The organism is Microbulbifer sp. MCCC 1A16149 (genome assembly GCF_050368945.1).
GTDB lineage: Bacteria > Pseudomonadota > Gammaproteobacteria > Pseudomonadales > Cellvibrionaceae > Microbulbifer.
This window is the reverse complement of sequence record NZ_CP185959.1, coordinates 413,141-427,669: the sequence shown is the minus strand read 5'-3', so window position 1 is coordinate 427,669 and position 14,529 is coordinate 413,141. Positions and strand designations below refer to the sequence as shown.

11 protein-coding genes are annotated in these 14,529 nt (G+C 58.1%); 2 read left to right on the top strand and 9 right to left on the bottom strand.

What is annotated here, in order from left to right; translation table 11 throughout:
* Position 1 precedes the first annotated feature (1 nt).
* The 8 genes from yjfF to ACONT6_RS01800 form a co-directional block, all read right to left on the bottom strand.
* The gene (yjfF, locus tag ACONT6_RS01835; RefSeq protein ID WP_428820184.1) at positions 2-979 is read right to left on the bottom strand and encodes a galactofuranose ABC transporter, permease protein YjfF; all 978 of its coding nucleotides are present in this window, start codon (positions 977-979) and stop codon (positions 2-4) included.
* On the bottom strand, positions 979-2,052 hold the full coding sequence (locus ACONT6_RS01830) for an ABC transporter permease (RefSeq protein ID WP_428820183.1): 1,074 nt from the start codon (positions 2,050-2,052) through the stop codon (positions 979-981). Before ACONT6_RS01830 ends, yjfF begins: the two co-directional genes overlap by 1 nt.
* 1 nt (position 2,053) lies before the next feature.
* On the bottom strand, positions 2,054-3,550 hold the full coding sequence (locus ACONT6_RS01825) for a sugar ABC transporter ATP-binding protein (RefSeq protein ID WP_428820182.1): 1,497 nt from the start codon (positions 3,548-3,550) through the stop codon (positions 2,054-2,056).
* Between the two features lie 32 nt (positions 3,551-3,582).
* Positions 3,583-4,530 carry an ABC transporter substrate-binding protein gene (locus ACONT6_RS01820; RefSeq protein ID WP_428820181.1) on the bottom strand — a complete coding sequence of 316 codons (948 nt, stop codon included), beginning with the start codon at positions 4,528-4,530 and terminating at the stop codon, positions 3,583-3,585.
* A 449-nt stretch (positions 4,531-4,979) separates the two neighbouring features.
* Positions 4,980-6,056, bottom strand: a complete 1,077-nt coding sequence (locus tag ACONT6_RS01815) for an aldose epimerase family protein (RefSeq protein ID WP_428820180.1) — start codon at positions 6,054-6,056, stop codon at positions 4,980-4,982.
* Complete coding sequence (locus ACONT6_RS01810; protein ID WP_428820179.1) at positions 6,046-7,638, bottom strand: aldehyde dehydrogenase (NADP(+)); 1,593 nt, start codon at positions 7,636-7,638, stop codon at positions 6,046-6,048. Before ACONT6_RS01810 ends, ACONT6_RS01815 begins: the two co-directional genes overlap by 11 nt.
* Before the next feature lie 143 nt (positions 7,639-7,781).
* Positions 7,782-8,543, bottom strand: coding sequence for an SDR family NAD(P)-dependent oxidoreductase (locus tag ACONT6_RS01805; RefSeq protein ID WP_428820178.1), 762 nt, complete (start codon positions 8,541-8,543; stop codon positions 7,782-7,784).
* Between the two features lie 190 nt (positions 8,544-8,733).
* Positions 8,734-10,470, bottom strand: a complete 1,737-nt coding sequence (locus ACONT6_RS01800; protein ID WP_181254257.1) for an IlvD/Edd family dehydratase — start codon at positions 10,468-10,470, stop codon at positions 8,734-8,736.
* A gap of 291 nt (positions 10,471-10,761) precedes the next feature.
* On the opposite strand from ACONT6_RS01800, the gene araD1 reads away from it, so the two are divergent.
* Positions 10,762-11,757, top strand: a complete 996-nt coding sequence (araD1, locus tag ACONT6_RS01795; RefSeq protein ID WP_428820177.1) for an AraD1 family protein — start codon at positions 10,762-10,764, stop codon at positions 11,755-11,757.
* A gap of 136 nt (positions 11,758-11,893) precedes the next feature.
* Here araD1 and ACONT6_RS01790 read toward each other — a convergent pair whose 3' ends face one another.
* Positions 11,894-12,640: a FadR/GntR family transcriptional regulator gene (locus tag ACONT6_RS01790; RefSeq protein ID WP_181254259.1), complete on the bottom strand. Its 747-nt coding sequence runs from the start codon at positions 12,638-12,640 to the stop codon at positions 11,894-11,896.
* 479 nt (positions 12,641-13,119) lie between these two features.
* Here ACONT6_RS01790 and ACONT6_RS01785 point away from each other — a divergent pair, with 479 nt between their 5' ends.
* Positions 13,120-14,505: an MFS transporter gene (locus ACONT6_RS01785; RefSeq protein ID WP_181254260.1), complete on the top strand. Its 1,386-nt coding sequence runs from the start codon at positions 13,120-13,122 to the stop codon at positions 14,503-14,505.
* Positions 14,506-14,529: the final 24 nt, after the last annotated feature.

Below are 14,529 nucleotides of genomic sequence, written 5' to 3'. Positions count from 1 at the left end.
ATTAGTGTGCTGTGGCGCTGGCCTGGCGCCGGGTCAGCAATCGCTGCATACCGATAAACACAAACAGCAGCAGGCCGATCACGATTTTGGTCCACCAGCTGTTGAGGGTGCCATCAAAGGAGATGTAAGTCTGGATGACGCCCATGATCAGCACACCAATGAGGGTGCCCACCACATAGCCAGAACCGCCAGTCAACAGGGTACCACCGATCACCACGGCTGCAATGGCATCCAGTTCCATTCCCACCGCTGCCAGAGAATATCCTGAGAATGTATAGAAGGAGTAGACGATTCCACCAAGCGCAGACAGGAATCCACTGATTGCGTAAATACTGATAGTGGTGCGGGCGACCGGAACCCCCATCAGCTGCGCGGACTGGGCACTGCCACCGAGGGCATAGATAAAACCACCGAGACGGCTGAAATGCGCCAGCAGGATTGCACCGATCAGCACCGCGAACAGGATCAGCGTGGAAGCGCCCACCCAGGCACCGCCAGGGAGTAATACACCAAAATCGGCAACCGCATCGTAAAACGGGTGATCGATGGGAATCGACTCTTCACTCAGTGTGGTTGCCAGACCGCGGGCGAGAAACATGCCCGCAAGGGTGACGATAAACGGCTGCAGCTTGTAGAAGTGAATCAGGGCACCCATGGAGGCACCAAACAGGCCACCGCCGATCAGCACCAGCGGGAACACGATCAGCGGGTGCATCTGCATCTCACCGATCAGCAAACCACAGACCACGCCGGTCAGCGCAATCACAGCGCCTACGGAAAGATCGATACCACCGGAAATGATCACAAAGGTCATGCCAATTGCAGTAATCACCAGGAAGGCATTATCGGAGAACAGATTGGCCACCACACGGGTGCTGCCAAAGCCGTCAAACTGCAATGCGCCTACCAGGAATAGCAGCACAAACAGCGCGCTCGTCACATACAGGGAGGTGAACCGGGAATTTGCCAAGGAATGCATCACGCCTGCGCTCCTTCATTGTCTTTCTTGTTGAACGCTGCAAACAGGGCAGACATCTGCTTCTGGAACAGTGGGGATTGCAACAACAGCACAAAGATCACCACCACCGCTTTGATCAGCAGGTTAAATTTCGCCGGCAGGCCACTCATGATGATGGTGGTGCTCAGGCACTGGATTACCAGCACACCGATGATCGACAACAGTATGGAGAAACGCCCACCCATCAACGAGGCACCGCCGATGACCACCGCCAGAATGGCATCCAGCTCCAGCCACAGACCGGCGTTGTTGGCATCGGCACCCTGGATATCCGCCGCGGCGATCATGCCCGCCAGTGCCGCGCAAACGCCGGCAATGCAGTAGACCATCATTTTCACCGCACGCTGGTTGATCCCCAGGTAATAGCTGGCACCCGCGTTACAGCCGACACTTTCCACAAACAGGCCCAGCGCGGTTTTGCGCATCAGCAGCTGCACAACCGCAAACATGATCAGCACAAGCACGATGGGGAACGGCAGGCCGAGGAAAGAACCGGTACCGAGAAACGCGAACGCATCGTTCTGGAAGGTAACGATCTGTCCGGAGTTGATCAGCTGCGCGATTCCGCGGCCCGCCACCATCAGGATCAGCGTCGCCACAATCGGCTGAATGCCCATGTAGCTTACCAGCCCGCCGTTGACCGCCCCGGCCACCAGGCCGGCAGCGAGGCCCGCGGCGATCAGCAGGAAAATGTTATCCACACCGCCCACGATCAGGTTGGCGCAGACCGCACCGGCGATGGCCATGGTGGCCCCCACGGACAGGTCGATACCGCCGGTGGCAATCACCAGGGTCATGCCTATGGCCAGCAATGCCACCGGGGCGCTGCGGTTCAGCACGTCAATCAGGCTGCCGTAAAGACGGCCGTCCTGGATTTCGATATGGAAAAACTCCGGGGCCATGACCAGATTGATCGCCAGCAGGCTGAAGAAGCCCAGCAGCGGCCACAGGTAACGCCCGGAAATCTGGGGGAATTTTTTCGCTTTTTCTGCCGGGACAGGCTGCCCTACCGCAGCGGATTGAAGATTACTCACGTTACGCCTCCGCAATCGCCTGCATGATGTTGCCTTCGGTAATATCGTCACCTTCGATCTCCGCCACCTTGCGGCGGTCGCGCATCACGGCGACACGATCGGAAAAAGCCACCAGCTCATCCAGTTCAGAGGAGGTCACCAGCAGGGACATACCTTCACTGCAGAATTTTTTGATCAGCTTCAGGATTTCGGCGTGCGCGCCGATATCCACACCGCGGGTGGGTTCATCCAGCACCAGCAGTTGCGGGTTGGTAGCCAGCCAGCGGGCGAGAATCACTTTCTGCTGGTTGCCGCCGCTCAACTGCTCGATCGGCTTTTCCGCATCCGGCGTGGCAATCTGCAGCTCGGCAATAAACTTGTCGGCCAGTTGTTGCTGCTCCGCGCGGCTCATGGGACGCCACCAGCCGCGACGGGCCTGCAGCGCCAGCGCGATGTTTTCGCGAATAGACAGCGGCCCGACGATACCGCTGGTCTTGCGATCTTCCGGACACAGCGCCAGCCCTTCGGCAATGGCCTCGGCCGGCTGCCGGAAGTTTCGTTCACTGTTTTTAAACGTGAGCGTGCCGTCGGTCTTCTTATCCACACCGAAGACCGCTCGGCAGACCTCACTGCGGCCGGAGCCCAGCAGCCCCGCCAGCCCCACGGCTTCGCCGCGACGCACGGTGAGCGAAGTGGGATGCAGGGAGCCGCGCACCGCCACATCATCCATTTCCAGCAGGGTTTCGCTCAGCACTTTTTCATTCCGCGCTTCGCCTTCCTGCGCCTTGGTTTCGGCCTGCAGTTCCTTGCCGAGCATATGCCCGACCAGTTCACTGCGCGGCAACTTCGCCGCTTCGAATTCACCAACCAGCTGACCGTTGCGAAGAATCGTAATGCGATCGCAAACCGCGTATACCTGGTCGAGGAAGTGGGTGATAAACACGATGCCGATACCCTTGGCTTTCAGCTCACGCATCACGCCGAACAGCTGCTCGCACTCGTCGGCATCAAGACTCGCAGTGGGCTCGTCCAGCACCAGCACCTTCGCGGACATATCCACACCGCGAGCAATGGCGATCAACTGCTGCACGGCAACAGAAAAGGAGGACAGGGGGCGAGTCACGTCGATATAGAGGTCGAAGCGTTTCAGCACGTCCCTGGACTCGCGATTGATTCGCTTCCAGTCAATCAGCCCGAATTTTTTCGGCTCGCGGCCCAGGTAAAGATTCTGCGCCACGGTAAGGTTGGGCAGCAGATTCACTTCCTGATAGACGGTACTGATACCCACGGTTTGTGCGTGGGTGGTGCTTTTCAGTTTCAGCGGCTCACCCAGGTAGGTCATACTGCCGCCGTCGCCTTCCAGCGCACCGGTCATGACTTTTACCAGGGTGGACTTGCCCGCTCCGTTTTCACCCAGCAGCGCGTGGACTTCGCCCTCGCGCAGCTGGAAGTCGACGCCGTCCAGGGCCTTCACACCCGGATAGCGCTTTTCGACTTTGCTCAGACTTAACAACGTCATGGCTCAAACCCGTTTATTCTCTTGACCGCGACTTAGCTGCCGGCGCGCTTGGCGTATTCTTCGGCGGCAGTTTCTTGAGTGAACAGGTCACCGGTGGTGGTGATCAGTTTCTCCACCTTGCGGTCGCCCTTCAGGTACGCTTCGATCACGTCAAACGCCGGTGCGCCCAGGTGCGGATTGAGTTCAACGGTTGCATTGGCTTCGCCGTCGGCCATGGCCTTGAAGTAGTCCGGCACACCGTCTACGGAAACCACCAGCATGTCCTCACCGGGCTTCAGGCCGGCTTCCTTGATGGCCTGGATAGCACCAATGGCCATTTCGTCGTTGTGAGACCAGAGCGCACAGATTTCCTTGCCGCTGTTCTCGGCCTTGAGCATGGCTTCCATGACTTCTTTACCCTTGGTGCGGGTAAATTCGCCGGTCTGGCTGCGCACGATTTCTGCATTGGGGTAGTTGGCGATGACTTCATTGAAGCCTTTCATGCGATCGATGGCAGCTGTCGCGCCGACTGTGCCCTGCAGCTCGAGGATTTTGCAGTTGCCCTCGGTCTCGTCCATCAGCCACTGCGCCGCGCGACGACCTTCTTCTACAAAGTCGGAGGCGATACGGGTAAGGAAGAGGGATTTGTTTTTCACGTCAATGTTGCGGTCGAGAATGACCACAGGAATACGTGCGCGCTTGGCTTCACGCAGTACAGGCTTCCATCCGGTTTCCACGACCGGTGCGATCATGATGGCGTCGACGCCCTGGGCGATAAAGCTGCGCACGGCCTTGATCTGGTTTTCCTGCTTTTGCTGCGCATCGGAAAACTTGAGGTTGATACCGCGTTTTTCGGCTTCGGCTTTGACAGACTCACTAAAGCTGGTACGCCAGCCACTTTCCGAGCCGACCTGGGAGAAACCAATGGTTGTTGCGAGAACACTTTGGCTGGCACACAGGGCCAGGGCAAAAGCGCCGGACAGGATTCGAGAGATCTTCATTATCGGACTCCTCATCACTTTGGATTGTTTATATTTATTGTTGGGAGCTTTGCTCCCTTTTTAAGGTCCGTTGTTATTTCCAGAACGGACACTAAATACTTCGACGCGAAGCCCCCGATACCGGGAAGCGGTTCACGAGACCGTATGCGGCCCGGATGGCCGCATCCGAGCCCCCACGGATGGGTTCACGGCGTGTCTCGTGAACCGCTTACCGGTAGCGGGGGCGCCACACAACTTTGAGAGTACGCACCCCGTAGCTATTTGCTGGCACGAATCCAGTTGAGTGGCGGCTCTGCTCCGGGACAGGTTCCCAGGACACGGGCTAGGCGCCCCCCCGATAACCCATCCCTGGGGGCTTGTCGAAAAGGTCCCTCTTTTCGACAGTCCTGGGAACCTGTCCCGGAGCAGAGCCTTCGCAGTAAATTTTGCACTGCGAACGATTCGTTAAATTATTCCGCAGAAAACTGGTAAACCGTTGTCTGCCTGTACTGCTCACCCTCCTTCAAAATTACAGAAGGGAAATTGCTATGATTGGGCGCATCCGGGAAACCGTGGGTTTCCAAACACAGCCCCGCATACTGATTCATGGGGGAGCCGCCATCGCGATTGCGGCTGCCATCCAGGAAGTTTCCGCTGTAAAACTGGACGCCAGCCTCACTGGAAACAATTTTGACCGAACGCCCGGAGGCAGGATGCACCAGAGATGCGATTGGCTTCAGTGCCTTGTCCGCGGTCTCGTCGACAACCCAGAAGTTATCGTAACCACCCGGCCACCACTCGATATCGCGGCCAATCTGCTTGCGCTTGCGGAAATCCACCGGCGTATCCGCAACCTTGAGCAACTCACCGGTCGGGATCAGCTGTTCGTTCAGGCGCAGCAGCTGGTCCGCGTAGATCTCCAGCTCGTGCTCGAGAATTCCATCGCGACCCGCCAGGTTCCAGTAACAGTGATTGGTCAACGCAACCGGTGTATCCGCATCGGTCACCGCGCGGTATTCCAGGGTCAACGCATCGTCTTCGTCCAGACAGTACGTCAGTTCAATATCCAGGTTACCGGGATACCCCGCATCGCCGTCTTCACTGACACAGCGGAAAGTGACCGATTGAAAGCGCGCACTGGATTCGCTCTGCACAATCTGCCAGCGCTTCGTGTGCAATCCCTGCGGACCGCCATGCAGATGGTTTGCACCATCGTTTGCCGGAAGCTGATAGACCTTATCACCCAGCTGGAAGCTGGCGCCGCCAATACGGTTGGCGACGCGCCCGGCAGTTACGCCCAGGTAGTACTCGTTATCCAGCCAGTGCTGGGGATCCGCGTAGGTCAGCAGAATATTGTCACTGTGCCCGTAGCGATCCTTGGTGTGAATTGCATACAGGCTGGCACCCAGATCACACAGGGTAACGCGGGTGCCGCGACTGTTTTCCAGGGTGACCAGCTGCAGCGGCTGGCTGCCGCTGCCTTCTGGTCCACCGACCGCCAGCTCGGATGTTTCAATCCCGCTGGGCATGATCAATTCAGATTGCATCACTGGTCTTTTCACCGTTAACGAGACGCGCAATGTTCAGCGGGTTGCTGTTTTTAAGAGCGTCAGGCAGCAGTGCTTCCGGGTAATTCTGGAAGCAGATCGGACGTACGAAACGCGCGATGGACATGGTGCCTACAGAGGTAAAACGTGCGTCGGTAGCCGCCGGGAAAGGACCGCCGTGCATCATGGAGTGGCAAACTTCCACACCGGTGGGGAAGTTGTTGCACACAACACGGCCCACTTTCTGGCGCAAGACTTCTACCAGGTCGCCGTAATTTGCCAGCTCGGATTCGGTGCACTGCAAGGTTCCGGTCAGTTGGCCCTGCAGTGCAGAAACCGCTTGCAGCAGCTCGGCGTGGTCGCGGCACTTCACTACCAGGGACATGGGGCCGAAGACCTCTTCCTGCAGCTCTTTATTCGCCAGGAAGCTCTTGCCATCGACAGTCAACAGGCCAGCCTGACAGGTAAAGCCGGCGTCGTCGCCAGCGGGCTCGCCGCAGCCAACTTGCTCCACACCTTGCTGATCGCGCAGGCGGGCAACGCCACTCTGGTAACCGGCCAGGGTATTTTCGTTCAGCATAACGCCGGCGCCGACTTTCGACAGCGCTTCACAGGTGGCGCTGATGAAACGATCCAGGCCTTCACCTTCAACCGCCAGCACCAGGCCGGGGTTTACACAGAACTGACCGGTGCCCAGTGTCAGGGAGCCGACAAAACCTTCGGCGATAGTCTCGGCCTTTTCTTTCAGCGCTTCCGGCAACAGAACCACCGGGTTGATGCTGCCCATTTCCGCGAATACCGGAATCGGCTCCGGACGCGCATTGGCCAGGTTGAACAGTGCCATGCCGCCCTGCAGGGAGCCGGTAAAGCCCACGGCTTTAACGCCCGGCGCTTTCACCAGCTCGGCGCCGACACGGCGGCCGGAGCCCAGAATCAGGGAGAATACGCCGGCGGGCATGCCGGTACTTTTAACAGCCTTGTCGATGGCCTGGGCCACCAGCTCGCTGGTACCGGGGTGGGAGTTATGTCCCTTTACAATCACCGGACAACCGGCGGCAAACGCCGCCGCGGTGTCCCCACCAGCGACGGAGAACGCCAGCGGGAAATTGCTCGCGCCGAAGACCGCGACCGGTCCCAGCGCCTGATTGAATGAACGCAGGTCCGGACGCGGCAGCGGCTCGCGGTCCGGCATGGCGGTATCGATACGCGCATCCAGATATTCGCCCTGTACGATCCAGTCTGCGAACAGGCGCAGCTGGCCGCAGGTGCGGCCGCGTTCGCCCTGGGCGCGCGCCAGCGGGTAGCCGGTCTCAGCGGATACGCGCTCCAGCAGTTCGTCGCCCAGGTTCATGATTTCGTCGGCGCAGGCGTTGAGGAATTCTGCGCGCTTGGCCGGGGCCAGGTTGGCAAATTCGGTGGCACAGGCGCTCGCCGCATTGACCGCTTCAGTTACCTGAAATTCATCGGCGGCGGTAATGGCGGGCTCGAGGTTCTCACCGGTGGCGGGGTTTACGCCGTGAAAAGACCCAGCGCGGCCGTCGGTCCAGTTACCTGCGATCAATTGCTTTCCGGAAATGGTCATTCAATTTCTCCTGAATTTTTCTCAAATTTTCGGGCGTGCTGCTTTTATGCTGAACATTCTGTAGGAGCCTGCCCTGCAGGCGAAAAACCGCTGGCACCAGGCCCGGAAGGTTCGCCTGCAGGGCAGACTCCTACCATCGTGGATCAGATCCAGCCGCCGTCGACGATAAAGTTCTGCGAGGTGCACATTGCCGCGTCGTCGGATGCCAGGAACAGCGCCATGGCACTGATGCTCTCGGGCATCAGCGGATCTTTCACGCTCTGGCCCTTGTCGATGGCCTCGCGCGCCGCTTCATCCACGCGCTCGTTCAACTGCTTCTCGGTCATCACCCAGCCGGGCACCAGGCAGTTCACGCGGATGCGATCCGGCCCCATATCGCGGGCCAGACCGCGGGTCAGGCCTTCGATGGAGGCTTTGGAGCTGGTGTAGCCAGGCATACCGCCCTGGCCCGCGTGCCAGCTCATGGAACCGAGGTTAATAATGGAGCCGGCACCCAGTTGTTTCATGTACGGGTACACCGCCTGGGCGGCGAAGAAGTGGTGACGCATATTGACCGCCAGGCACTTGTCCCATTGCTCGGGCGTTACTTCACGGAAATCGTGGCGGGTATCGTTGGCGGCGTTGTTGACCAGCACGGAAATAGGGCCGAGATCTTCCGCCCCCTGTGCGATCACAGCCTGCAGACGCGCCACATCGGTGAGGTCACAGGGATAGAAGCGCACATCGTCACTCCCCAGGCGATCGACCAGGGCGCTGGATACGTCTTCCTGGATATCGACAAAGGCGACCTTTGCCCCCTGCTGGAAAAAGGATTCCACCAGGCTGGCGCCGATACCGGAGCCACCGCCGGAAATAAATACTGTTTTGCCCTTGAGGCTCGGATATTGATTGGTCAGCGTCATCATTCGCTCACTTTATTCGTTATTACATTCACCCTCTGCGGGGAATTGCATGGATCCGCCAGGAATCCAGTCTACAGGTCAGCCGGAAAATTTTGCGGAAAAAAGGCGCCCCGAGGGGCGCTTGGGAGTCAAACGTGCAAAACCGGATAGTCGCCTGTAAAAAACTTGCTGCCCGATATTAAATCGATGCGAATCAGTGCGAATGCGGCGGCACTTCCGCGCCACGGCAGCCCACCAGAAAATCAAAGTCACAACCCTCGTCCGCCTGCATCACATGATTGCGGTACATGGCTTCGTAACCGCTGGTGCTGGCGATAATCTGGTTGGCCTTCAGTTTCTCAAGCCGCGCTGTGATTTCCTCATCGGACACTTCCAGGTGCAGTACGCCGTTGTGCGCATCCAGGTGAATCATGTCGCCATCCTGAACCGCGGCCAGCGGACCGAACTCCATCGCTTCCGGTGCGGTGTGCAGCACCACGGTACCGAACGCGGTGCCGCTCATGCGCGCATCGGAAATACGCACCATGTCCTTGATACCTTTCTTGAGCACTTTCGGTGGCAGCCCCATGTTGCCCACTTCCGCCATCCCAGGGTAACCCTTTGGACCACAATTCTTGAGAACCATCACACAGGTTTCATCAATATCCAGATCCGGATCTACCACGCGGGACTTGTAGTGCTCGAAGTTTTCGAACACCACAGCGCGGCCGCGGTGGTTCATCAGCTCGGGGCTGGCGGCGGACGGTTTAAGCACCGCACCGCGCGGAGCCAGGTTGCCGCGCAGCACGCAAATGCCACCGTTTTCCACCAGCGGGTTGTCCAGCGGACGGATCACATCATCGTCGTAGCATGGCGCGTCTTCGACGTTCTCGCCGATGCTCTTACCGTTAACGGTGAGGCAGTCTTTATTCAGCGCACCGGATTCACCCAGGCGGCGCAATACCGCGGGCAGGCCACCGGCATAGTAGAACTCTTCCATCAGGTATTTGCCGGACGGCTGCAGGTTGACCAGGGTGGGAACTTCACGCCCTTCTTTCCAGTCGTCCAGGTCCAGGTCCACTCCCATACGGCCGGCGATGGCCTTGAGGTGAATAACTGCATTGGTGGAGCCACCGATCGCCGCATTGGTGCGGATCGCATTGATAAAGGCTTCTTTGGTCAGCACCTTGGACAGGGTCAGGTCTTCGTGCACCATATCGACGATGCGCATACCGGACAGGTGCGCCAGCACGTAGCGGCGGGAATCCACTGCCGGGATCGCAGCATTGTGCGGCAGGCTGGTACCCAGGGACTCCGCCATACACGCCATGGTGGAAGCGGTACCCATGGTGTTACAGGTACCGGCAGAGCGGGACATGCTTGCCTCCGCACTGAGGAATTCGTGCAGGGAGATATTGCCGGCCTTGTACTCCTCGTGGGCTTGCCACACGAGGGTGCCGGAACCAACATCTTTACCTTTGTGTTTGCCGTTCAGCATCGGGCCACCGGTAACCACGATGGTGGGCAGGTTACAGCTGGCGGCGCCCATCAGCAGGGCCGGAGTAGTTTTGTCGCAGCCTACCAGCAGCACAACGGCGTCGAGTGGGTTGCCGCGGATGGCCTCTTCGGTATCCATCGCTGCGAGGTTGCGGGTGAACATCGCGGTGGGACGCAGATTGGACTCACCGTTGGAAAATACGGGAAATTCTACAGGTACGCCGCCCGCCTCAATCACGCCTTTCTTGACGTGCTCGGCAATCTTGCGGAAGTGGGCGTTACACGGGGTCAATTCGGACCAGGTATTACAGATACCAATAACCGGCTTGCCTTCGAAATGATGCTCGGGGATCCCCTGGTTCTTCATCCAGCTGCGGTACATGAAGCCGTTTTTATCGCGAGTGCCGAACCAATTGGCGGACCGAAGAGCAGTTTTCTTTTTATCACTGGCCATTTTGATACAACCTACCTATTTATTCTCTCATAACTATTATTGTATGACTTTTTATTTTTCGGGACAACCTCAGCGAGGGTTTTCGCCCCATAATCTGGCAGCGGTTCCCGAGAGGGCACCGTCCGTGTGCACTCATTGAGATACATCATATTGTATGATATTAATAATGGCCAGCGCCTGAGAGAACATTTTTCGCTCGACGCTGCTCAGAAAATATACACGTGCCACCGAGCCCTATAAACAGGCGAATCGGTGATTTCGAACAGCAGGCTATATAGAGAAGAAAAAGCGATGAGACTGATCCAGTTCACCACCGAATCCGGCCAACGCGCAGTGGGCGCAGTGGCTGACAGCAACACCATCGAACAACTGAAAGACGTGGAGACCGTTTACCAGCTGGCACAGCGCGCCCTGGAATCCGGCACGGCGCTCGAAGCCCTGGCCAGCTCACTGCTTTCCGACCAGCAGCTGGATTACCAGAAAATCGTCGACGAAGGCCGCCTGTTGGCGCCGATCGACCATCCCGAAGCCTCCCAGCTGATGGTGGCAGGCACAGGCCTGACCCACCTGGGCAGTGCTGACACCCGCGCCGCGATGCACGCACAGAACTCTGCGGGCAAAGAAGAACAGATGACCGACACCATGAAGATGTTCAAAATGGGCGTCGAGGGCGGCAAGCCCAGCGGAGACAAGATCGGCGTACAGCCCGAGTGGTTCTACAAGGGTGACGGCAACTGCGTTGTCGCCCCGGAACAGGCCATTCCCAGCCCCTCGTTCGCCCTGGACGCCGGCGAGGAACCGGAAATTGCCGGCATCTATATCAATGACGCCGAGGGCAATCCCTGCCGTATCGGTTTCTCCATCGGTAACGAGCTGTCCGACCACGTAACCGAGCGCCAGAACTACCTGTACCTGGCCCACTCCAAGCTGCGCCACTGCTCCTTTGGCCCCGAACTGCTGCTGGGCGAACTGCCGGCAAACATTGAGGGCACCTCCCGCATCGTGCGCAATGGCGAAGTGATCTGGGAAAAAAGCTTCCTGAGCGGCGAAGACAACATGTCCCACACCATCAAGAACCTGGAAGACCACCACTTCAAGTACAGCAATTTCTGCCGTCCAGGCACCCTGCAGGTACACTTCTTCGGCACCGCCACCCTGAGTTTTGGCGACGGCATCAAGCCGGAAGCCGGAGACCGCTTTGAAATCGAATCCGCCACCTTCGGCCGGGCCCTGCGCAATCCACTGAAAATCGTTGAGCGCAAGATTCCCGCGGTAAAAGTGCTGTAATTGCGCACAGCGCACGGCGCCCCATCGATACGGAGCGCCAGCCAATAAAAAAGGCAGTCAAATGACTGCCTTTTTTATTGGCGCCCCGATTCAACGAGACACAACAGGGAGACGCACACCGGGATCGGGAGAGTACTCAGATCGCCATATCCACATTAATGCCCTCACCTTCCGCCAGGTGATCAATCGCCTTGCGGGAAGACTTGGAAAGCAGGGACTTCATCTCGAAGCGCGCGCGCTCCGGATCGCGATCGCGAATGCCCAGATATACCGCGTAGTGTCCAGGCAGGGATGCCTGATACGCAGACTCCTTGGAACTACTGATACGGAACAGGCCCATCAGCGCGGTCTTGATGGATTCACCCAGGGACACCATGAACTCATTGTTGGTGCCGCGCAGGATCGCCATATGGAACTCGATATCGGTGAGAATCACCTGCTCGGTACCGGGCTCAGCGCCCTCCATGCCGCGGTAGGCCTCTTCGATCGCCGCAATCTGCTCATCGCTGGCACGTTTGGCCGCCAATGCCGCAGAGGTAGGCTCAATCATCTCGCGCACTTCGAACAGCGCGCGCAGGAACTCCGCAGACGGCGTGGAATCAAAGCACCAGCGCAGCACATCGGAGTCGAACATGTTCCAGAATTCACGGGGACGCACACGGGTGCCGAGTTTCGGGCGCGACTCGATCAGGCCCTTGGCACTCAGGATCTTGAACGCCTCACGCAGGGCGGTCCGGGACACATTCAGCTCTTCGCCGATAGTGGCCTCATTGGGAATATACTCACCCGGCTCGTAGTAACCGCTGACAATGCGGGTACCCAGCTCGTAGGCGACCCAGGCGTGCACACTGCGCGGCCTGTTCTCCCTGACTTGTTTAACCATAATTGACTACCTAGCTTCAGCTGCCTTCAGCACCTGTTATATGACCTGCACGCCCGCTTTCCCCCAAATAAACGGAACGCATCCGAAATATAGGGGCAGGACGGCGGTATCCCGCGTCTATCGCACAATTTGACTTACATTATGACAAATAGCGGCTGCGGCTTCACTACCGCCGGGAAACACCCGCAATACGGCAGCGGTGATGTTTTTTTATACACTTCCCTGTACAAAAGTGCTAAAAATGCCACAAATACTGTGAAGGGACGTCGGTACCGGTCTTGAGCCCCTGCGATCGGGTGCTGAACACACTGTACAGAAATCGACGCTCAACCCGTGCAATTTACGCCTAATTCGCCACAGATAAAAGCGATCCGTGCACATAGGCCGCTTTGACATTGATACTACAATAATATATATATCGCTTCTGCACCAAACAATAATAAGCGGTGCGGTTATAAAAGCGATAAGAGAGAAATAAAATGCAGAACTCGAACAAGCTGTCGGTATTCGAGAAAGTCGGCTTTGGTGCCGGCGACATGGCGGTCAACGTAATGATCGCAGCCATGTTTTACTTCATGCAGTACTTCTACACGGATATTTTCGGCCTGAAACCGGTCCATGTAGGTACACTGTTTCTCGCAGCGCGTTTTGTCGACGCCTTCAGTGACCCGCTGATGGGATTGCTCACCGACAAATTCAAAGGCCGCTACGGTCGCTTCCGCCCCTATTTCCTGTACCTGTCGATCCCCTACGGTTTCGCGGTCTTTCTGCTGTTTACCACCCCGGATTTCAGCTACAACGCCAAGCTGGTGTGGGCATACGTTACCTACCTGTTTGCCACCCTGATGTTCACCGGCGTCGCCATTCCGTATATCTCCTACATCGGCGTGCTCACCAATGACCCGCAGGAGCGCCTGTCGGCGAACGGCTATCGCATGTTCTTCGCCAAGATTGCCAATGTGGTGATCGTCGCTTCGGTACCGGTGCTGGCACAGTGGTGGGGCGATGGCAGCTCGGCCAAGGGCTACCAGCTGGCCATGGGCTTTATGTCCCTGGTGGGTGTCGGCCTGCTGATGCTGTGCTTCTTCACCACCCGCGAGCGCGTCGAGCACGTAGTGGACCGCAAGCCCCTGGGTGATCAGTTCAAACTGCTGATGAAGAACGACCAGTGGCTGGTACTGGCCGGTGCCTGCATGCTCGGTACCATCGGCTACGCACTGCGCGGCGGTGTGGCCTTCTACTACGCGATCTACTACCTCGGCGGCAACGAAGCGCTGGCGGCCCAGTTCACCAGTGCCGGCATCGCCGCTTCCATCGTCTCCATGGTGGCGTCCACCTGGATCACCAAGCGCTTCTGTAAAATCAAGCTGTTCAGCTGGTCGCAGATGCTGGTGGGTGTCATCAGCGTGCTCATGTTCTTTGCGGTCTCCCCCGGGGATATCGCCGTCGCCTTTGTGCTCTATATCATTCTCTCGTTCGTCGTCGACCTGCACGCGCCGGTATTCTGGTCCGCCATCGCCGAGGCGGTGGACTACGGCCACACCAAGACCGGCAAGCGCGTTTCCGGCCTGGCATTCGGCGGCATCTCCTTTTGCCAGAAGGCGGGTTCCGGTATCGCCGGCTTCCTCACTGGCCTGCTGCTGACCTACTTCAACTACCAGGCGGGTGAAACCCAGAGCGAATTCACCCTCACCGGTATCGCACTGATGCTGACCGTGATCCCGGGCCTGTTCCACTTCCTGCTGGGCCTGCTGATGAAAAAGTACATCATCACCGATGACTATTATCACCAGCTGAAGCGCGGCGACGTTTCTCAGGATCCCGACGAGACCGAGGGCACCGCCCTGAATCCGTCCGCCACCTGATTGCCACTTTTAAACTCGAGCTGT

What these genes read in the sequence shown, in the direction of transcription:
- ACONT6_RS01815 (WP_428820180.1), bottom strand. Translation starts at nt 6,056, where the DNA reads ATGCAATCTGAATTGATCATGCCCAGCGGGATTGAAACATCCGAGCTG.
- yjfF (WP_428820184.1), bottom strand. Translation starts at nt 979, where the DNA reads ATGCATTCCTTGGCAAATTCCCGGTTCACCTCCCTGTATGTGACGAGC.
- ACONT6_RS01805 (WP_428820178.1), bottom strand. Translation starts at nt 8,543, where the DNA reads ATGATGACGCTGACCAATCAATATCCGAGCCTCAAGGGCAAAACAGTA.
- ACONT6_RS01800 (WP_181254257.1), bottom strand. Translation starts at nt 10,470, where the DNA reads ATGGCCAGTGATAAAAAGAAAACTGCTCTTCGGTCCGCCAATTGGTTC.
- ACONT6_RS01820 (WP_428820181.1), bottom strand. Translation starts at nt 4,530, where the DNA reads ATGAAGATCTCTCGAATCCTGTCCGGCGCTTTTGCCCTGGCCCTGTGT.
- ACONT6_RS01790 (WP_181254259.1), bottom strand. Translation starts at nt 12,640, where the DNA reads ATGGTTAAACAAGTCAGGGAGAACAGGCCGCGCAGTGTGCACGCCTGG.
- ACONT6_RS01785 (WP_181254260.1), top strand. Translation starts at nt 13,120, where the DNA reads ATGCAGAACTCGAACAAGCTGTCGGTATTCGAGAAAGTCGGCTTTGGT.
- ACONT6_RS01825 (WP_428820182.1), bottom strand. Translation starts at nt 3,550, where the DNA reads ATGACGTTGTTAAGTCTGAGCAAAGTCGAAAAGCGCTATCCGGGTGTG.
- araD1 (WP_428820177.1), top strand. Translation starts at nt 10,762, where the DNA reads ATGAGACTGATCCAGTTCACCACCGAATCCGGCCAACGCGCAGTGGGC.
- ACONT6_RS01810 (WP_428820179.1), bottom strand. Translation starts at nt 7,638, where the DNA reads ATGACCATTTCCGGAAAGCAATTGATCGCAGGTAACTGGACCGACGGC.